The organism is Leptolyngbya sp. 7M (genome assembly GCF_018128485.1).
On record NZ_CP070897.1, the window covers coordinates 1,153,439 to 1,173,810 of the forward strand.

General features: G+C 50.7%; 18 protein-coding genes. 9 read left to right on the forward strand and 9 right to left on the reverse strand.

The window, feature by feature from the left end:
* Positions 1–19: 19 nt before the first annotated feature.
* Positions 20–1,675 (reverse strand): urocanate hydratase, encoded by a 1,656-nt coding sequence (hutU, locus tag JVX88_RS05515; protein ID WP_211626332.1) that lies wholly within the window; start codon positions 1,673–1,675, stop codon positions 20–22.
* Positions 1,676–1,792: 117 nt separating this feature from the next.
* On the opposite strand from hutU, the gene JVX88_RS05520 reads away from it, so the two are divergent.
* The 3 genes from JVX88_RS05520 to mfd are packed head-to-tail and all read left to right on the forward strand — an operon-like array spanning position 1,793 to position 7,489.
* Positions 1,793–2,260 carry a YciI family protein gene (locus tag JVX88_RS05520; RefSeq protein ID WP_211626333.1) on the forward strand — a complete coding sequence of 156 codons (468 nt, stop codon included), beginning with the start codon at positions 1,793–1,795 and terminating at the stop codon, positions 2,258–2,260.
* Positions 2,261–2,305: 45 nt separating this feature from the next.
* Positions 2,306–5,251 carry a carboxypeptidase regulatory-like domain-containing protein gene (locus JVX88_RS05525; RefSeq protein ID WP_211626334.1) on the forward strand — a complete coding sequence of 982 codons (2,946 nt, stop codon included), beginning with the start codon at positions 2,306–2,308 and terminating at the stop codon, positions 5,249–5,251.
* A 21-nt stretch (positions 5,252–5,272) separates the two neighbouring features.
* Positions 5,273–7,489, forward strand: a complete 2,217-nt coding sequence (gene mfd, locus JVX88_RS05530; RefSeq protein ID WP_211626335.1) for a transcription-repair coupling factor — start codon at positions 5,273–5,275, stop codon at positions 7,487–7,489.
* On the opposite strand, the gene JVX88_RS05535 is transcribed toward mfd, so the two are convergent.
* Entirely contained in the window at positions 7,446–8,027 is a 582-nt protein-coding gene (locus JVX88_RS05535) for a hypothetical protein (RefSeq protein WP_211626336.1), read from the reverse strand. The genes mfd and JVX88_RS05535 overlap by 44 nt on opposite strands.
* Positions 8,028–8,335: 308 nt before the next feature.
* Here JVX88_RS05535 and JVX88_RS05540 point away from each other — a divergent pair, with 308 nt between their 5' ends.
* Both JVX88_RS05540 and JVX88_RS05545 read left to right on the forward strand, forming a co-directional pair.
* Positions 8,336–9,391 carry a peptidyl-prolyl cis-trans isomerase gene (locus JVX88_RS05540; protein ID WP_211626337.1) on the forward strand — a complete coding sequence of 352 codons (1,056 nt, stop codon included), beginning with the start codon at positions 8,336–8,338 and terminating at the stop codon, positions 9,389–9,391.
* Positions 9,392–9,450: 59 nt separating this feature from the next.
* Entirely contained in the window at positions 9,451–9,699 is a 249-nt protein-coding gene (locus JVX88_RS05545; protein WP_211626338.1) for a S4 domain-containing protein, read from the forward strand.
* A 9-nt stretch (positions 9,700–9,708) separates the two neighbouring features.
* Here the strand turns inward: JVX88_RS05545 and JVX88_RS05550 are convergent, their stop codons facing one another.
* The 7 genes from JVX88_RS05550 to JVX88_RS05580 are packed head-to-tail and all read right to left on the reverse strand — an operon-like array spanning position 9,709 to position 16,039.
* A complete protein-coding gene (locus JVX88_RS05550; RefSeq protein WP_211626339.1) occupies positions 9,709–10,176 on the reverse strand; it encodes a hypothetical protein in 468 nt (155 codons plus the stop codon).
* A gap of 3 nt (positions 10,177–10,179) precedes the next feature.
* Positions 10,180–11,025 (reverse strand): hypothetical protein, encoded by an 846-nt coding sequence (locus tag JVX88_RS05555; protein ID WP_211626340.1) that lies wholly within the window; start codon positions 11,023–11,025, stop codon positions 10,180–10,182.
* 24 nt (positions 11,026–11,049) lie between these two features.
* Positions 11,050–12,129 (reverse strand): tRNA dihydrouridine synthase DusB, encoded by a 1,080-nt coding sequence (gene dusB, locus JVX88_RS05560; RefSeq protein WP_211626341.1) that lies wholly within the window; start codon positions 12,127–12,129, stop codon positions 11,050–11,052.
* Between the two features lie 18 nt (positions 12,130–12,147).
* Positions 12,148–12,534 (reverse strand): hypothetical protein, encoded by a 387-nt coding sequence (locus JVX88_RS05565; RefSeq protein ID WP_211626342.1) that lies wholly within the window; start codon positions 12,532–12,534, stop codon positions 12,148–12,150.
* Positions 12,535–12,547: 13 nt separating this feature from the next.
* Positions 12,548–13,084, reverse strand: coding sequence for a DUF4920 domain-containing protein (locus tag JVX88_RS05570; protein ID WP_211626343.1), 537 nt, complete (start codon positions 13,082–13,084; stop codon positions 12,548–12,550).
* A 43-nt stretch (positions 13,085–13,127) separates the two neighbouring features.
* On the reverse strand, positions 13,128–14,582 hold the full coding sequence (locus JVX88_RS05575) for an amidohydrolase (RefSeq protein ID WP_211626344.1): 1,455 nt from the start codon (positions 14,580–14,582) through the stop codon (positions 13,128–13,130).
* A complete protein-coding gene (locus tag JVX88_RS05580) occupies positions 14,579–16,039 on the reverse strand; it encodes an amidohydrolase (RefSeq protein WP_211626345.1) in 1,461 nt (486 codons plus the stop codon). The genes JVX88_RS05575 and JVX88_RS05580 overlap by 4 nt, the downstream gene beginning before the upstream one ends.
* On the opposite strand from JVX88_RS05580, the gene argH reads away from it, so the two are divergent.
* The 4 genes from argH (at position 15,996) to ftsH (ending at position 20,343) form a co-directional block, all read left to right on the forward strand.
* On the forward strand, positions 15,996–16,643 hold the full coding sequence (gene argH, locus JVX88_RS05585) for an argininosuccinate lyase (RefSeq protein WP_211626346.1): 648 nt from the start codon (positions 15,996–15,998) through the stop codon (positions 16,641–16,643). The two genes, JVX88_RS05580 and argH, sit on opposite strands and share 44 nt — an antisense overlap.
* 75 nt (positions 16,644–16,718) lie before the next feature.
* Positions 16,719–17,153: a PaaI family thioesterase gene (locus JVX88_RS05590; RefSeq protein ID WP_211626347.1), complete on the forward strand. Its 435-nt coding sequence runs from the start codon at positions 16,719–16,721 to the stop codon at positions 17,151–17,153.
* Between the two features lie 80 nt (positions 17,154–17,233).
* Positions 17,234–18,271, forward strand: a complete 1,038-nt coding sequence (gene tilS, locus JVX88_RS05595; protein WP_211626348.1) for a tRNA lysidine(34) synthetase TilS — start codon at positions 17,234–17,236, stop codon at positions 18,269–18,271.
* 122 nt (positions 18,272–18,393) lie between these two features.
* Positions 18,394–20,343 carry an ATP-dependent zinc metalloprotease FtsH gene (gene ftsH, locus JVX88_RS05600; RefSeq protein WP_225931346.1) on the forward strand — a complete coding sequence of 650 codons (1,950 nt, stop codon included), beginning with the start codon at positions 18,394–18,396 and terminating at the stop codon, positions 20,341–20,343.
* Positions 20,344–20,372: the final 29 nt, after the last annotated feature.

Consider the following 20,372-nt stretch of genomic DNA (forward strand, 5'->3'; position numbering starts at 1 on the left):
AGATACTGACGATCAAGAATCATTCCTGTGTTTGCGTAGGTAGATTTATATTGTTTTTTGCCGCGAATTCGATGGCCTCCTTGTAGCCCGCGTCGGCGTGGCGGATAACGCCCATTCCGGGGTCGGTGGTTAGTACCCGTTCGATGCGGCGAGCTGCTTCGGGCGTTCCGTCGGCGACGATGACCTGTCCGGCGTGAAGCGAATAACCGATTCCAACGCCGCCGCCGTGATGAAGTGAGACCCATGTCGCACCGCCGGCCACATTGATCATCGCATTCAGATAGACCCAATCAGCTATCGCGTCCGAGCCATCTTTCATTGCCTCCGTTTCGCGGTTCGGTGATGCTACGCTGCCGCAGTCGAGATGATCGCGTCCGATCACGATCGGGGCTTTCAGCTCGCCGCTGGCGACCATTTCATTCAATTTCAAACCTGCCTTTGCTCTAGCACCATAACCGAGCCAACAAATGCGGGCGGGCAGGCCCTGAAACTCTACTTGTTCCTGAGCCATTGTGAGCCAACGTGCGAGATGATCGTCCTCCGGAAAGAGGTTCATTATTGCTTCGTCAGTCCTGTAAATGTCTTCTTTTTCGCCCGAAAGTGCGACCCAGCGGAACGGGCCTTTGCCTTCACAAAAAAGCGGCCGGATATATGCCGGCACGAAGCCTGGATAATCAAATGCATTTAGGATGCCATTATCTTTAGCACGCTGCCTGAGGTTGTTGCCATAGTCGAAAACTATGCTTCCGCGACGTTGAAACTCAAGCATCGCCTCAACATGGCGTGCCATCGAATCCATCGCCGCCTGCTCATAAGCACTCTGATCTCGCTTCCGGAATTCCGCTGCTTCTTCGACCGTGTATCCAACGGGGATATAGCCGTAAAGAACGTCGTGGGCGGAAGTTTGGTCGGTGACGACGTCCGGGATGATGCCGCGTTCAAGAACCTGCCAGTGGATCTTGGCTGCATTGCCAAGCAGGCCAATCGATTTCGGCTCTTTCGCATCCATCGCCGCTTTCGCCAAGGAAATAGCTTCATCGATGTCATCGGTGGAAACATCAAGCTGCTTGAGCTGGAGACGGCGCTCGATACGCCAGGGATCTACCTCGACAAGAATGCCAACCCCGCCGTTGAACGTGATCGCTTGGGCTTGCGCTCCACCCATTTCTCCCAACCCGGCGGTCAATACAAGCTTTCCTTTAAGTGTGCCCCAGCCGTGCTGCCGGGCAAGCGAGCCGAAGGTCTCATAAGTGCCCTGCAAGATGCCCTGCGTTCCGATATAGATCCACGAGCCGGCGGTCATCTGGCCATACATCATCAGGCCGTCGCGCTCGTATTGGTCGAATTGCTCCTGCGTCGCCCAATGGGGAACGATGTTTGAATTAGCCAGCAGGACCCGCGGTGCATCGGAATGACTCTTGAAAATGCCGACCGGCTTACCCGATTGTACAAGAAGCGTTTCATCTTCATTAAGATCACGAAGTGAACGAAGGATCGCGTTATAGCATTCCCAATTCCGGGCGGCTTTTCCTCGCCCGCCGTAAACGATCAAGTTGTCTGGATCAAATGCAACGTCAGGATCAAGATTATTCTGTATCATCCGATACGCCGCTTCGATCAGCCAGTTTTTGCAGGTTAATTCGTTCCCAGTAGGAGCCTTGATATTCTTGGTCATAGGTATGTGTTAATGATAGCTCTAAGATACCTTCCGCATTAAGTCGGGATTTCCTCGGTATGATGGAATCTCAGTCACGTGATAATATTATCGGAATTTCTCGGAGGAAAAAGTAGCATGAGAGTAGTTTTTTTAATGACATTTGCGATCCTTCTTCTGTCTTTCTCAGCTTATGCTCAGTCCAAGTCTGATGCTCCACCTAAGTATGACTCTAACCTTGCTGAGAAACTCGGGGCCGATGAAATGGGAATGCGGAGTTATGTGCTGGTCATTCTAAAGACCGGGCCAAAAAAGGTGCCTGTCGGTAAGGAGCGCGATGAGATGTTCGCTGGGCATTTTGCCAACATGAAACGATTGGCTGCCGAAGGAAAGCTAGTGCTTGCAGGGCCTTTGGACGGGGTGAACGGCTGGCGGGGTTTATTTCTTTTTCTGAGCGATGATATTGAGGAAGCAAAGAAGCTTACAGAAACCGACCCGGTGATCATTAAGGGAGAGATGGTGGCCGAATATCATAAGTACTATGGATCAGCGGCACTGCTGATGGTGAATGAGATGCATTTGCGGATAGCGAAGAAGAGTTTTTGAACATTAAGCTAGCGATAATGAGTTTTACATAATGTGTTTTACACCATGAATATACAGAAGTGTTTTCAGACGATCATCGTTATTTCAGTATTTTCCTTATTGCTCAATGCACAGCAGCCCACCGGGACGTTGAGCGGCATCATAACAGATCCAAATAATGCGGTATTGCCAGGGGCGATCGTGACTGTTATCCATCCTGACTCCGGGACTGTCAGGACAGCGACGACGGACAGAAGCGGTAGGTTTGTAATGCCCAATCTCCGCCCTGGGAGCTATACAATTCGAGTGGTCGCTGCGGGTGGCTTCGAGCCTGTTTCGTCTTCTGGCGCGCTTGCTATAGGAGCTGGACAAACGGTTACGTTTGATGCGTCTCTTGCGATTGGTCACGCTGATTACGAGATCGACGTGGAAGTTGAGTGGCCTTCTTTAGTGCGGCTCGACTCACCGATTAGCGGACAGATCAACAATAATGAAATAGAGAACTTACCACTAAATGGCCGCAATTTTCTTGAGCTTGCGTTGCTGACGCCTGGGAACACTGTCGCTCCGAATTTTGACCCAACGAAGACCAATACGGTCGTCATTTCGTCCGCAGGGCAGGTCGGTCGTGGAGGCAGCGTAACGATTGAGGGTGCAGACAACAATGATGATGTTGTTGGTGGGGCTTTAATTAACATTCCGCAGGACGCGGTCCAGGAGTTTCAGGTTGCTACGAATCGCTTTTCAGCGGAGTACGGGCGAACAGGCTCGGGGCTCATAAATGTGGTGACAAAGAGCGGGTCGAACGCACTCCGTGGGTCTGCATCGTTCTTTGCTCGTGACAAAGCATTGCAAGGTCTTCCGGCGACGTTTGACCGATCGCTTGAGGCACCGCCATTTGACCGTCAGCAATATGCGTTTACGCTTGGCGGGCCGTTTATCAAGAATAAATTCTTCGGCTTTGGAGCCTTCGAATATCGCGATCAGGACGGAGCCACGCTTATCGGTATTCGCGACGTCCCTAACCGAGTGATACGTCGCGGTTTTGCAGAATCACCGCTTAACGACCTGCTGCTGACGACGAGGTTCGATATTAACGCAACACAAAAGGATAGGCTTGGATTCAGCTATGCATTTCAGGACGCCGACGCTCGGGGCCCGAGCAAACTCGACCGTGCTATCGGATCCGCCTATTATTTGCAGGATCTGAAAAACCGATTTCATTCCGTGATAGGAACGTGGAGTCGTGTGTTTTCGCCAAATGTAATAAATGAGGCAAGTTTAAGTTTCAATAAGTTTGCAAATACGACCGATCCGATCCAAAGGGGGCGGCAATATACCTTTCCGAGCATATTGGACGGCACCAGCTTTAGAGTGCCGCAAGCGACGAAACAGGATCGCATTCAATTCAGTAACGCGACCACACTGCTTTCCGGCAAACACATTGTAAAAATTGGCGGCACCTTTCAGCATGTTGCTTCACGGATAGACCTTGGTGTTTTTCAGGACGGACGGATCGAATTTGTTCAAGATTTCGCAAACTTTGACCGAAACAATGATGGCGTTATCGATGATAACGACCTTCTGTTTGCGGTAACGCTAAGAAGCCAGTTCCCGGACCGGCCTCTTTCGCTCGACGGGGTAAATAACAAACATTTCGCGTTCTTTGTTCAAGACGACTGGCGTGCCCGGCGTAAACTGACCTTCAACATCGGCCTGAGATATGAGGCCGACACGAACGTGAAGAATATCTCTGGTTACGCAGAAACGAATCCGCTCGTGGCGTCTTTTTACAGAGGCGAAAGGAAGCCGGACTATAACAACTTCGGGCCGCGTGTTGGGTTTGCCTGGTCCATGTTCAAAGACAGATTTGTTGTCCGTGGCGGTTACGGCATCTATTACGACCGCGTTGTATTGCAATTGATCACGCTGGAACGTGGGTTGGACGGACGTGCCCTGCCCGTCGCGGTTCGTGCCGGCAATGCACTGACGGATCCGAACGGCGTCCCGATCTTTTTGGATGCCAACGGACGCTTCTTGCCGTTTGCCCCCACATTTTCGAATCCGTTTACGGGCTTTATTTTACCTGGAGCCGGAGCCTCGGGTATCAACATTATCGACAATTCGCTGCAGAATCCGATGGTGCAGCAAAGCAGTATCGGTTTTCAGTGGGAGTTTGTAAGGGGCTATGCGTTGAAGATGGATTACCTACACAACTTCGGCACGCACTTCATTATTGGTCGTGATATCGGTGTCGTGAACAATCCGGTCGTGGGTGGGCCGGACAGAGTAGTTAATCTCGAATCGAGCGTAAAAACAAAATATGACGGGCTGCTGGTGAGCGTCGAAAGGAGATTCAGAGAGCGGGTCGGTTTTCGGGCCTCATATACGCTTTCTAAAGCATTTAACTATGCCAATGACGATCAGGTGCCATTTTCTAACGGGCCCGTTGACCCTAATAACCTCTACGCCGAATACGGGCCTCCACCCAACGATCAGCGACATAGGTTCACGTTTGCTGGCACCTTTGAACTGCCGTTCGGTTTTCGGGTGTCACCGATCCTCACGTTAGCTTCCGGGGTGCCGATGGACATATTGATGCCCGGCGGACAAATGCGCATACCGGAGATACAAAGGAATGCAGGGGGACGGTTGTTCAAGAATGCTGGCGAACTCAATGCATATCTAACGCAGAGAAACGCTGGTAATTCGCCCGCGGCGCAGCTCCCGCTTGCACCAGCGAACGCACGATTTAATGACAACTTTAGTTCGCTGGACGTTAGGTTTTCCAAAATATTTCGTTTTACTGAGCGTATGAGGCTTGAACCCATCATCGAGGTTTTCAATCTCTTCAATACGACCAACATATTGGGCGTTTCTAATACGAATTTTTCCGGATTCGGTAACGTACTGGGTACACCGAGCTTTGGCCAGCCGATCACCACAGCTGGGGGAGTCTTTGGTTCAGGCGGGCCGCGAGCATTTCAGATCGGGGGGCGATTTGTATTTTGACCCAGATTCTAGTGGTTGCCTATGAGTCTTGAACGGAAATTCGGGCTTTGGACTGCCGTCGCTGTAATAATCGGTCAGGTTATCGGCGTCGGCATTTTTCTGGTTCCTGCAGGTATGGCGAAATCGGTCGGGTCCCCAGCGTGGCTTTTTGGCATTTGGTCGATGGTCGGACTTATGACTCTCTGCGGAGCTCTTTGTTATGCAGAGCTTGCATCGCGGTTTCCAGAGGCAGGTGGCAGCTATGTTTACCTTCGAGAGGCATATGGGAAGGGAGCGGCATTTCTTTACGGATGGATGGTGCTTCTGGTGCTTGATCCAGGGTTAACGGCGATCTTCGGCGTTGGATTTGCGTCCTATGCGAGCTTTGTCTTAGATCTTACAAACACGGGGCAGACACTGATTGCTATCGTGACGGTTCTCTTGGTTGGAATCTTGACAATTTGCGGAACAAGCAAGACAAAAGCAAAGGCAAAGAGGGCGATGCGCGACATGGCGGACGAATTGCTTCGCCTTTATGCCGAACGAAAACTTGTTACCGGTTATGCCTTTTCGCAAGATGCACCGTGGCAGCATGAATTCGAGGATGCGTTTCCCTATGAGCTAACACCGGATCAGGCGACCGCGATCGAAGACGTGAAGGCTGATATGGAAACGGCTCGGCCGATGGATCGGCTTGTGATCGGCGACGTCGGCTATGGAAAAACAGAGGTCGCAATGCGTGCGGCATTCAAAGCCGTTATGGATGGAAAACAGGTGGCGGTCTTGGCTCCGACGACCATCCTTGCCTATCAGCACTATGAATCTTTCTCGCGGCGTTTCGCGGCGTTTCCGGCAAAGATCGATCTGCTCTCACGTTTTCGCTCTGCAAAGGAACAGAAAGAAGTTGTCGCAGCGGCTGAAAAAGGTGATGTTGATGTTTTGATAGGTACGCACCGTGTGCTTTCAAAGGATGTTAAGCTGCCCAAGCTCGGTCTAGTTATCGTTGACGAAGAGCAGCGATTCGGCGTTGCTCACAAAGAAAAGCTTAAACAGTTAAAGAAGAAGGTAGATGTCCTTACGCTTTCCGCAACTCCTATCCCGCGAACGCTAAATATGTCGTTGCTCGGAATGCGCGATATGTCTGTTATAGAAACGCCGCCGCGCGACCGTTTGGCGATAAATACGCAGGTAGTTCAATTCTCTGAGAATGTCATCCGCGCCGCTATCGACCTTGAACTTGCGCGAAACGGGCAAGTGTTTTTTATTCATAACCGTGTCGAAACCATTGATTCGATCGCGGCTTTGGTGCAAAAGATCGTCCCGAATGCCCGCATCGCCATCGGGCACGGCAAAATGAATGAAAAGGAAATGGAGCAGGTAATGCTCGATTTCATTGACTACAAATACGATGTGCTGGTGGCGACAACCATCATTGAGAATGGCATTGATATCCCGCGTGCTAATACCATCATTATCAATCGAGCCGATAATTACGGCCTCTCCCAGCTTTATCAATTGCGCGGACGCGTCGGCAGATCGAACCGAAGGGCCTACGCATATTTGCTGATCCCAAGCGAATTGGAGCTGACACCGATCGCACGGCGGCGCCTGAGCGCTATACGCGAATTCTCTGATCTCGGAGCCGGATTTCGGATCGCTGCGTTAGACCTTGAGCTTCGCGGGGCTGGCAACATTCTCGGCGGGCAGCAGTCCGGCCATCTTGACGCCCTCGGTTTTGACCTTTATGCGAAAATGCTCGAACGCACCATCGCTGAGCTTCGCGGTGAGGAAGTGTATGATGAGATGTCCGTCACCATCGAGCTTAGGCTCGACCTTGCAATACCAAAAGACTTCATCTCGGACACCGGCCAACGCCTTCGTATCTATAAACGTATCGCATCGGCTGAGAACGAAGCGACCATTTCAGAGCTTCGCACCGAGATCGAAGATCGATACGGTCGGCTTCCCACGGCAGTGTCGAATCTGCTCGATCATGGCCGACTTCGCATGGTTGCCGAACGTATCGGCGTTATTTCCATCGACAGCGTTGGCGAGGGCTTTTCGATAAAGATCGGGCCGCGATCGCGAGTGTCGCCAGAACGATTGCTTGAGTTTATAGAATCTAACGAAGGGGTTACGTTCTCACCAAATGGTATTATCCGTTGCAAAGATGCCGGAAGCGACCTTGTTGGGTCGATAATACGCTTGTTGGACGCTATCGAAGATATCGCCGGTGCGAGACCGTCGGTGGTTTCCTGATCGCTGTGCAATCAGATCCGGGATTAAACTCACAGATAAATAACCCCGGAACATAAAAGCGAGTTTGATTTTCCACGGTGCGCCAGACCTCAGATGCTCCAAATTTGTCTTCCGTCCAACCGAGCTTTGTTCTATTTTTCCAAACATACTCGTACGCGGCGGGTTCGTCCTCGCCGCGGACGTGCCTCGCTTCGTGAAGAAGTATCGCCGCCCGCTCAATGCTGCCTACTGGATGATCGAAGAATTCGGGATAAAGCGTGATTATGGCGAAAGGGAAATTGGTCGCCGCATAGGCATCTTCCTTTTCGACCGAAGCATTTAACCAGTTATCGTTTGAACGAAAAACAACCACTTTCCTCAGCAAAAATGCTTCGTCACGGAATCCTCGTTCTTCAAGCACGGCGATAGCTTCGAATGTAAGCAAACGCTGTTCGGGTGTTAGAGAAGCAGATGAAAAAACTAGAGATGCATAGAATCCGGTGATCGTGGCGATCGCCACTAGGAAAAAGGTCGCAAGTCGGTTATAGATCTTCTTCACTCTTCTGACTCCAGGATCGATGCCGATCGGCAACAGATCTGAAAATAATCAAAACATTTATTCGGCTAGGCCGCGTTCTGTTAGACCGCAATTAACGTTCCTCTAATTTGCAGACGATTTTGTCCTATTCTGGTACACTTTCTGGCTAAATTCGGGGGCTTTCCGGCGCAAAGTCTGCTAAAATAACTAGATTCGTAATAGGACATTTTTCGAGATTTGTTTTGAAATGATGCGGGACAAACCATCCAATGGAATAACGCATCGAACGATCTTAGGTATAATAGTAAGTTGTTGAGAACTAATATCATATGAACAAACCCAGCATTGCAGCTCTTTTAGCGGTCGTAGTATTCGCCTTTACCGCTTCGGCATCGGCACAGGAAACCGAGATCCGCGTTGTCGATGAGGTCATTGCACAAGTAAATGAAGGCGTAATAACTCTGTCGCGTGTAAAGCGTGAGATGAAGGCGATAATCGATCAGGAAGTATCCGAAGGAAAAAGCCGCGAAGAGGCGGAACGCCTCCTTGAAGAGAAGAAAGGTGAGCTGATCGCGAATCTTATTAATGAGGAGCTGGTCTTACAGCGTGCCAAAGAGATCAAGCTGGATAGTGAGATCGATGCGACATTAAATCGCCGTCTGCTTGAGATAATGCAGAACGCAAACATCAAGACCCTGGAAGCCTTATATCAGGAAATGGAACGGCAGGGCATAAACCCGCAGGAGATGCGCGATGTATGGAGGCGGCAGATAACGCGGGACCTCGTGATCCAGCAGGAAGTTCAACGGGCCGAATATTGGCGGCCAACCAATTCCGAGGTCCGGACCTACTACGAGGCCAACAAACAAAGGTTTACGAAACCCGAAACTGTCTCGGTGAGTGAGATCTTCCTAAGCTTTGCCGGTCGCAATGAAGGCGTTGTCCGTGAGAACGCAAAGCAGCTTTTGACCAGGCTTAGAGCAGGGGAGGATTTTGCAAAGTTGCAAAAAGAGAACTCAGATCCCGGCCAGCTTACGCAGGGACAAGGTAAAGCAGAACGCTTGGTCGTGGCCGACTTAGTAGAGGTGATCAGCAAACCGCTTGCCGGAGTTAAGGTAGGCGGATTTACTGAGCCGATCGAGATCGATCAGCTTGGTATCATCTTGCTTCGCGTAGATGCCCGAGAGGCAGCCAGCAGCGAATCGGAGTTCAATGAGAACGCGGTCCGTTCGGCGATGTTGCAGGCGCGTTTTCCTGAAGCACAAAAGGCATATATGTCCAATCTCCGCAAGGATGCTTACATAAAACTCAATGAGGAATATCGTCCCTTGGTCGCACCGCTTCTGTTTGCAGAGGAACGAAACGAAAAGGCAACTAAGAATTGATATTAGATCAATACTAAACAGGCCGGGCCAGACCTCTGCTGGCTCGGTCTAACTGTTTAATGAGGCTTGATATTTTTCTAAAGCTTTCAAGATTGCTATCGCGTCGGACTGCAGCCGCGGCCGCGTGCCAAGAGGGTCGCGTCCGGGTCAACGGAACAACTGCCAAGGCCTCTCGCAGTATCGCAACTGGAGACATAGTCGAAGTAACTTTCGATGACATCCCCTCGGAGTTTGTGGTTATAAAAGTACCGGAAACGAAGCAGGTATCGAAGAAGGAAGCTGCATTGCTTGTTTCTAAGAAAGGATAACTTCCCTTCTCAGTCCAAAATGCTCTTGATAGCCTTATCGAAGATCGCAACCCTGCGTTTTGCCCGCTTTATCTCCGGATGCTCATCGGCAAGCGTTCGCGAAAGCTTCCAAAGCTCGGTCTCGAGTTCAGATCTTCTTACCATCAGCCTTCCCAGAGCTTGCGTTAACTTACCTTGATCAGCCGGCTTTACTGATGAGAGGGTCTTAATGTCCCGTTCGATGGTCCCGATGGAAACTCTCAGTTCGGCAACTCGAGGATATTCCTCAGTATAATCAGCCAAAAGAGCGTCGAGCTCTGACTCCAGATCTGTCTTCCTGAGTATCAGCTCCGCATAAGCGGCTGATCCATTCATCCCACTTTCCGCCGCCGGCTGTTCCTGCACTGTAGCAGGTCGCCGCTGAGCCGAAACACAAACGACCGAAAGAAATATCAATACAACAGTAAACAGTCCGCCGAGTATTTCTTTATTTCGCATTCTTTAGTTAATAGCGAATGTGTTCGGATCCATGCTCTGATCTACAGCAAACTCAAGCAACTTATACGTCCAGGAAACTTCTTTGATGCCGCTGCTTCCTGAAAACGAATAATGCAATTTGTAATGTTTTGGAAGTGTTAGTTCCCCGACCGGCCCGAAATCTGAGAACGTCTCAACAACCCGGAGCCTTGTTTCCTGCTGCCTCGCGGAGGTGTCTATTGTTCGCCCGATCGCGGCTGATATGACACGGCTGTACTCCGTCCGGATGTGGCGAAAAGTATCTTTCTCAAAATAAAGCGTAATGTTCAGATCATTGCCGCCGCGGGGTGAGTAACCGATCGAGTAGCATTCGACACCGTCGATCTTCTTTGTCCCGCCGCCGGAAAGTTTTGGCCGAAGTTCATCTAAATTAAGCAATGCCCACGCCGTTGTAAGAGTTCCGCCCAAAAGCCCCTGGTTCAAAAGATCGCCATTGCTGTTCAAAAATGATCCGAGATCTGATCGTGCTCCCGGCCTAACAAAATCTACTTGCGAACGGCCGCCGTCGTAAATGATCTTCTCCATCGGGTAATCCGATGCATTCAGGCTGAACCCGAGAAACATCTTCCTACCTTCTGAAGCCATTACAACGCGACCAGTCGCGGAGGGGTTCTTTTGGGTAATGTAATCAACAGTAACATCCCCGACCGCGATAAGATTCTTTCGTGCGGTCCGCACATTGGCTGCCGCGATCGAGTCCAGATGCTTAGCTATTATCTCTTCCGGTTTAAGCTTCTGGGCTAATGCAAAGCTTGATAAAAATAGGGACAGCATCCCTGCGATAAAAACGATTGAAATGTATTTAGACATTTTAACTACTCCGAACCAATACTATCAGGCACTTGCTGTGACTGAACCCGAACGCGTATCTGTAAATTGCGAACAAGACGTTATGGATACGTCATCCGATTCAACCTGTCCGTCCCCATAGGCTTTTCCTGAGGATAATGTAGAAAAGTATTCCGTGATGTTATCCAGTATCTCATCGGCCGAATGCGAATGATAGAGCGTTTGCCTGAACTGCGCACCGCCAACAAGACCTTTTGTGAATTGGCCTGCAAGCTGCTTCATCTTACCCAGTGCGACTATCTCAGGCATTTCCTCAAGACACATTTCGAAAAACTCCAAAAGCACAGCCTTCTTTTCCACGAGATCAGGCTGAAAAGGTTCCCGTCCTGCCAATACATCTGCAAATTGGCGGAAGATCCATGGGTTCTGCATTGCCCCGCGTCCGATCAGAATTCCATCGGTTCCAGCCTGTTGCCATTTCCGCAGCCCATATTCAATAGACGTTATATCTCCGTTTCCGGATACCGGAATTGAAACTGCTTCCTTTACCTGGCGTATCAGGTCCCAATTCGCCAAGCCTTTGTAGCCCTGTTCTCGTGTTCTGCCATGGACTTGTATATGCTCAACGCCACACTGCTCTGCCATTTTTGCAACGTCAACAACGTTTATCGTCGATTCGGAATATCCCGTCCTGAGTTTGAGAGTCAAAGGTATTGAGATCGACCGCTTTATTTCTTTCAATATCTCCTCCAGCCGGCCTGGTTCGCGAAGAAGACCCGAACCGCCACCGTTCTTCACAACCTTTGGCGCGGGGCATCCACAATTTACGTCGAGGATATCGGCACCGACCTCTTCGGCCATTTCCGCTCCCATAGCCATCCGTTCCGGACGTCCGCCGAATATCTGAACGGCGAATGGCCGTTCCTCCTGGTCAAAACGCATCTGCCGCTTTGATTTGGGATTACCCCGTGTCAACCCCTCGACCGAGATGAATTCCGACACGACCAGACCAACACCGCCGCGTCGCTTTATAAGTCGCCGAAAAACGTAATCAGTGACGCCCGCCATTGGCGAGAGGATAAGCGGTGGATCGATCAAAACATCTCTTACGTAAAACGACTTCATCAGAGATCACGAGGTAACTTAGTGCGGCTTTTTCTTGCGGGCGACGAAAAACACTACTACCCCTATCACGAAAAGCAGAAATGAAAGCACCATCAAAATGGCACCGGGGATAATTCCCAGCATCGCCTCGTCCCAGCTTGTCTTCCCGCTGGTCAGCTCCGGCAGTGCCAAAGAGATCCCAAGAACAAGGAGACCGAGTACCGAACCCAAGGCTCCGAGCACGATCGCAATTATCGATGCAATTTTCACTTTGCTACACGCCTCCGAAAAGGTATCAGGAACTTCAGATGATTCTATCACAATGCGTAGTGCCATTGTGGATGGCCGCCGACCGGCTTGATCGAAGAACCCAAATAAGATCCCGCGTTGGCATATATAGCCCACGCGGGATGCACGTGTTAACAATTATGATCAAGCCTTACTCTGTTTTTGTTAGAACAACACCGGTCGCATCAAAGGAAACTTCCGTGACCGATCCGTCCGGATTCCGATTCTCAAAGACAGCTCCATCATCGTTGATAAGATGATCCACCTTATCTTTTGGCAATATCTTTGTCTTGAAAACACCCTGAGCTTTGACCTTCATTCCCGCGGCATTCAGGGGAATAAAGAAGGCATGATCGCCGAAGGTTACGCGAACGGATCTGCCGCCTTCCTTATCGGCCATCTCCATCCAGCAGCCTTCAGTTTTGCAGGACCGTACAATGATCCCCTCTACCTCAACGGTCTTGTCAGCGTATTCCGTCGGGTTCGAAAGTGCTTTTTCGACCTTGACTCTTTTCACGTTATTCGCAAGCTCCGCGCCGCGGGTTATCTTCTCGCCTTTCTTTAGATCGACCGGCGCATTCTGTTGGCTGCGATGGACAGGCTCACCTTTGCTGTTCAACTCATCCTGTGCCAAAGCGGGGGCACACAGCAGAATAAAGGCAGCTAATATAAAACCAAAACGATACATAACTTATACTTTAAACCTCAAAAAATTTACCGCTGATCAAACTTTAATGTGCCTGATAGACCACCCTTCCGTCAACTACCGTAAACAGTACTCGCCCAACTAGACCCGAGGTGTTATTTGTTGTCCTTTCCAGAACAACGATGTCTGCCAACATTCCGTTTTGTAGCGATCCTTTTATGTCTTCTCTGAATTCGGCGTATGCAGAGCTAACGGTATGCGCATAGAGTGCCTCATCTATTGAAAGTCCGATGCGGCCCGAACTTCCCACGGATGCCTGGATCGTCAGCAACGGATCGATCTCGGTCATCGGAGCATCTGACCCGAACGCGATCTGAATGCCTTCATCCATCAAGCTCCGATAAAAGCCTGCATTCCCCATACGACCACCAAACAGATAAGGCTGGACTGATGCAATGATGCCGAGCCGAGCCATCCGCTTTAGGTCCTCAACAGCGGCGCGTTCGGCGTGCTCAATGCGAAAACGTCTGTCCCGAGCGCCGTTCTCGCGGATAGCCGCCTCGAAGACATCTACGGCGACTCTTATCGCCCGAGACCCGATAGCGTGCAGTAGAACTTGAGATCCTGCCTTGTCCGCACCAATAACATCCCGCTTGAGATCAAGAATGGCTTGGCCTTCAACTTCGGCAGTTCCTTTCAAACAGCCGGCCCGCACCATCGCAGATTCTGAAGCGGCGTTATTCAAATCTCCCTTGTAAACCTTCCACGCAGAGAGATCAAAGCAATCATAGATGCGGACCTTCAAGCGTCCATTACGTGCAAGTTCTTTGTATAGTTCTGCATGGTCATCGGAATGTGTGTCATGAACGCTGGTTATCCCAAAACTGACGGTATAGTTCGAAGCGGTTTCCGCGATCTCGCTCCATCGGCGCGTATGATCCGCAGGTACATAATGCCTGACCCGTTCGAGAACGGGGCCACTTATGATCCCGGGTCGAGTGTCCCTGATCAGAGCAGCATTTAAGGCTGCAGAGTTTGCGATCGCCACGCTTCTGTCCGCACCGTATATGAAAACGGGGTTGTTTGGGGAAAGAGTATCGAGCTTTTCGAACGGAATATTGTTAAAGAGATCTTTCCTTCCACCGCTTCCGAGTATCCAGCGGCCCTTCGGCAAATATCGCGTGTAGAGTTCGAGCTTCTCGAAGAATGAACTTGTATTCGCGACGTCTTTAAGATCGAACGACGAGAACTTATTTCCGATCGCCATGAAATGTACGTGCGAATCATTGAATCCGGGGAGAACGGTACCGCCGTCCGCATCGATCACGCGAGTCGCAGAAGAGATTAATTTTCTAATGTTCTCATCAGACCCGACTGCGACGATCCTATTGCCGATAACCGCAACCGCCTCCGCCTTCGGCTGCTTTGGCGACATCGTCCTGACGTCTCCATTCACTATCACAAGATCCGCGGCCGTCTGTCCGATCGCGATGTCTGCTAAGAGCAAAGTCAAAATGAGAACACCGAAAAATGATCTCACTTCGCCTCGTAAACGGGCTTACCGTCAACCACCGTCATCACAACTTTAACGTCCCAGATCTTTACTGGATCGATAGAGAATATATCATCCGAAAGGATCACAAAGTCAGCAAGCTTGCCGACTTCCAGCGTACCCTTCGCCGATTCCTGGAACTCTGCATACGCAGATCCCCATGTAAACGCTCGAATCGTTTCTTCGAGTGATATTTTCTGTTCCGGGATCCATCCTGTCGGGTTCTTGTCGTCTAGGGTGCGACGCGTAACCGCGGCGTAAACACCCCAGATCGGATTAAGCGGTGCGACGGGCGAATCCGAACCGAACGCAAGCACGCCGCCTGAATCGAGTATTGTCCGGAAAGCATAGGTTCCTTTAAGCCGCTTTTCATCCAATCGCTTCCATGCCCAGCGGCCATCATCGATTATGTGAAATGGCTGCATCGAGGCAACGACGCGCTGAGCTGCAAAGCGCTTCAAATCCTCGATGCGGACGTGCTGAGCGTGTTCTATCGTGAATCGCCGATCCTGGGGTCCGTTCGCACGTTCGACAGCCTGAAAGTGATCCAAGATTGTAGCATTAGCACGGTCCCCGATGGCGTGAATGCGTATCTGTAACCCAGCCTTGTCTGCATTTGTGATGTTTTGGGGCATCGTGGTCGTTACGTCCGCCATCGCCAGGCCAAAGCTGTTGGGTGCGTCAAGATACGGCTCAAAGAACCAGGCAGTGGTTGACCCCAAACTTCCGTCTGCGTACCCTTTCAAGCAACCAACACGGAGCATCGGATCGCCAAATGAGCGCCTAACACCGGTTCGCTCCCACCGCTGATAATCGCCAAGCGGCGAACAGCCGTAAACCCTTGTTTTCAGTGTTCCGCGGCGCAGCAGTTCCTGGAAAACACCTACATCTATTCCAAGCGACATATCCTGAACGCTGGTTACGCCAAGCGACGCAGCATGATCTGTCGCCGCCTGCGCGGCTTCAATGCGTTCTTCCCAACTCGGATCCGGGATGACTCGGGTCACGTAGCTCATCGCCGCATCCTTGAAAACCCCCATCGGGTTGCCGGCAGTATCGCGAACGATCTCGCCGCCGTCAAGATCTTTTGTGTCTTTGTTCACCCCAGCGAGCCGCATCGCAAGACTATTAGCAAGTGCCATGTGGCCGTCTAGCCGATCAATAAAGACCGGATTGTCAGGGGTCACCGCATCGATCATGGCCGCAGTCGGCAGATCATTCGGCGTCCAGTTCTCGTGATCCCATTTTCCGCCCAAGATCCATCGCCCCTTCGGCAACTTTGCGGCAAAAATCTTTATACGTTCAACGAATTCCCGAGGAGTTTTCGCATCACGGAGATCGACCGAAGAAAGCTGCTGACCGGTTTCGAGAAAATGTACGTGGGCATCATTGAATCCGGGAATGACAAGTCGGCCTTTTTCGCGGCTTGCCGAGGATCTGATCATCTATTGCTCAGATGAATTCGGTTTCATTTCATTGAGCGATGCCGTCTCGTCGGGTTCGAGCCTAATGCCGCAAAAGAAGAATCCGGATGCTCTTGAATTATTGAGAGCCAAAGCCGGCCGCATTTTCGGACACAATATTTCTCTTTTGACGATGATCAAAGGGCTTCCGCTTGCATATAACAAGGATATGCAGGAAGACAAAGAGGCGGTCTTTGATACTGTTGATACTGTGCAGATATCGCTCCGAGCGGCAACTATAGTTCTTGAGAATGCGTCTTTGAATGAAGATCGAGCAAGAAAAGCTGCCGAGTCCGGCTATCTTAATGCGACCGATCTGGCTGACTATTTGGTGCGAAAAGGCGTGCCATTCCGCACCGCCCACGAAGCCGTTGGGAAGCTGGTTTTGATCGGAATCGAAAAAGACAAAGAACTTGAGGAGCTGTCTATTGACGAAATGAAGAAGATCGCCCCCGAGTTAGATGATGATGTTTTTGCTGTTCTAAGTCTCGAAAGTTCCATCTCGTCTCGGGCTGCCATCGGAGGAACCGCTCCGGAATGCGTAAGCGAGGCGCTTGAGAAAGCAAGAGCTTTGCTTGATCATTGATGCCCGATCTTTTAGTTCGATCGCACTGATTCCGAGTTCTCGCTTTATTCTTATTGGTTACTTCGAAAAGACACGATGGACAAGGCAGAAATACTAAGACAAACTGCTGAAAATGAACTAATGCAGTTCCTTGGGGTGGAGATCGTTGAGGCAAAACCGGAGCGCGTTGTGCTGACGATGACCGTTACACCTAAGGTTCACCAATACGTTGGAATAATGAATGGCGGTGTTTCACTCTATCTTTTTGAAACTGCCGCGTCGATCGGCGTGGTGGCAGGTTCGGATCTGGCTAAGGTAACGCCGGTCGGCATCGAGATAAATGCAAATCACCTAAGAGCAGTAAGCAGAGGACGTTTGACTGTTACCGCCGAGCCTATACGCCACGGTAGAACGCTAAGCGTATGGAAGATCGAAAGCCACGATGAACGCGGTAAGCTTGTATGCACCGGCCGTATCTCTATACTTTTACAGAAGAAAGCGGCGTTACCTAAACAAGACAAGGGTCAATAAGCCTCGACCTGGAGCATTATTTTCGTGCAATTGTCGGTATTCATGGCTAAACTCCTCTCGTGCATTCCTTTCTTCGAAAAATGATCACCGAATGGCGTCGGCTTGATCTTCCTATGAAGGACGCCGCGATCATAGTCGCAGTTTCGGGCGGTGCCGATTCGATCGCTCTCCTGCTAGCGATAGATGAACTTAGAAAAAAGAAGAAGCTATCGGTCCGGATAGTAGCGGCACATTTTGATCACAGACTTCGCGACGATAGTGCAAGTGATCTGGAGCACGTTCGAAGATTGACAAAGGAACGCAGGATTGAGCTTGCTCATAGCGAATGGAAGAAACGGACGCCGGGAAATTTGGAGCAAGAAGCTCGCCGTGCACGATACCGATTTCTACTGCGAACTGCCGAGAATGTTAACACTCAGTATATCTTAACTGGCCACACAATGAATGATCAGGCGGAGACGGTCTTGATGAACCTCATCAGAGGAAGCGGGTCTGACGGGCTCGGTGGGATGCAGCCGAAGAAAATAATAAGTGGCCTTTCGCACTACGACAAAAATGGTCCGCTGCTGCCATTTACCGAAGCTGTGGTAACGATCGTTCGGCCAATGATGCGTTGGGCGAAACGGGTCGATACCGAGAATTTCTGTCGGGAAATGAAAATGTCCTTCTGCCTAGATCCGATGAATGAAGATCTGAGATTTCGGCGCGTATGGATAAGAAAGACCTTGATACCACTACTCGAAGAGGTCAATCCGAAGATAGTCGACGCACTATGCCGAACCGCGGAGTTGATGCAGGAGGATGCAAAAGAAGCCACGGCGGCGAAGGCTGAAACATCCGTTAAAGCCAGCACTGACGCCCAACCAACATTATACCTCCGCGACCTGAAAAGCCTTGAAAGGCCCCAGCTTTTCAAGACTATACGGGAGTGGCTAAAAACTGGATATGGCGACCTTCGGCGCTTGAAATTGAAGCATATCGAAGCAGTTGCCGACCTGGTACAGAGCAAAAAGAGCGGTAAACTGATCGAGTTACCAGTGGGTGGGCGTGTATCGAAACGAAACGGACGCCTTGTATTCGAGCAGATAAAGGTTGAAAAAAGCCCCCCGCGCACATAGAATTTAAGATTGCGGTTCGCGCTTGGGCAATGCCCGATTCGCGAACAACGAGCCAAAGCTCGCTTTCATCAAACAAAGTTGTTGCGAATGAATCTGATGGAAGGCATCTTGGAGGCTAAAGTTTGAATTCAAAGGCTAGACAGATCTTAATGTGGATGATGCTCATTTCGGGAGCTCTTTTGCTTGTTTACTACCTTCAGGGTAAGCAAACGAAGGCCCCGCAAGAACTTGCAATAAATGAGGCAATCACCCGCATCAACAATAAGGACTTTAAGGAGGCCGCGATAAAGCAATCAGGTGTTGAATTCACCGATGCTGACGGCAATAAGTTCGTTACCTCACTTGGCAGCGATGCAACACGAAAACTGCTCGTTGACAAGATGGATGAATTCAACAAGGCCAATGAAGGTACTAGCGCGGTCATAAAGTATACCGAAGAGCCCGCTTCCAGCGGTCTCGGCTGGCTTTTCCTCATTCAGCTTCTTCCCTTCTTGCTGCTTGTCGGATTTCTTGTATTCACGCTTCGGCAAATGCAGGCCGGCGGAAACAAAGCTTTGAGCTTCGGCAAATCAAAGGCAAAACTTCTGAACAATCAGCAGAAACGCGTAACGTTCAAGGACGTTGCCGGAGTGGACGAACCCAAAGAAGAGCTCCAGGAAATAATCGAATTCCTTAAAGATCCGCAAAAGTTCCAAAAGCTTGGCGGAAAGATCCCGAAGGGAGTGCTAATGATGGGCCCGCCGGGAACCGGCAAAACACTTCTTGCAAAAGCTGTTGCAGGTGAGGCAAACGTGCCCTTCTTTTCGATCTCGGGTTCGGACTTTGTTGAGATGTTCGTAGGCGTCGGAGCATCGCGTGTTCGCGACCTTTTCGAACAGGGCAAGAAGAACGCCCCGTGCATCATATTCATCGATGAGATTGATGCTGTCGGACGCCACCGCGGTGCGGGGCTCGGAGGCGGCCATGACGAGCGCGAGCAGACGCTTAATCAACTGCTCGTTGAAATGGACGGTTTCGAATCTAACGATGGCGTTATCCTAATGGCTTCGACCAACAGGCCGGACGTGCTCGACCCCGCCCTGCTTCGACCGGGACGTTTCGATCGGCAGGTTGTTGTTGGCTATCCTGATGTGCGCGGTCGTGAGGGCATTCTAAAAGTCCATACACGAAAGATACCGCTGGACGAAGGTGTGGATGTAAATGTTATCGCACGCGGAACCCCGGGCTTTACGGGAGCCGACCTAGCCAACCTCGTTAATGAGGCTGCGCTGATCGCGGCCAGAAATAATAACAAGGTTGTTACGCTCCGTGATCTTGAATTTGCTAAGGATAAGGTCTTGATGGGCCCCGAACGTCGCAGCATGGTGATGTCTGACAAGGAACGTCGCCTGACGGCGATCCATGAAGCAGGGCACGCCCTTGTGGGAATGAATATTCCTGAAAGCGATCCGGTTCACAAGGTAACGATCGTACCGCGTGGACGGGCTCTCGGTGTTACCTTCTTCCTGCCAGAACAGGATGTTCTCGGACGAACTAAGGAAGAGCTCGAAGCAATGATCGCTAACTCGATGGGCGGACGCATTGCTGAGGAATTGTTCATCGGTCGCGTTACTACCGGAGCTTCTAACGATATTGAAAAAGCCACGGAGATAGCCCGGGCAATGGTCTGCCAATACGGAATGTCCGATCTTGGCCCGCTAGCCTTCGGCAAGAAAGACGAGCAGATCTTCTTGGGCCGGGAGATCGCACAGCACCGGGACTATTCCGAAGATACGGCCATCAGGATCGACCGTGAGGTCAATAAGATAATCGAGACCCAATACAAACGGGCGACAAAAATCCTAGAAGACAATCGCGAAGCTATGGAAAGGCTCGTAGATGCCCTTCTGGAGCACGAATCGCTGGATCTGGAACAGATGAAACGGGTTATTGCAGGGCTTCCGATTGATTCGCCGGAGCGGGTAGCATCAACTCCGGACGACAGCGGAACGACCGAGACCGAAGAAGTGAAGGAAGCCTTTGCAAAACCGATAATTCCTCCTATTACACCGAATAACCCTGCGACAGCATAGTCGTTTTGACCAGCTTTAGACAAAATAGG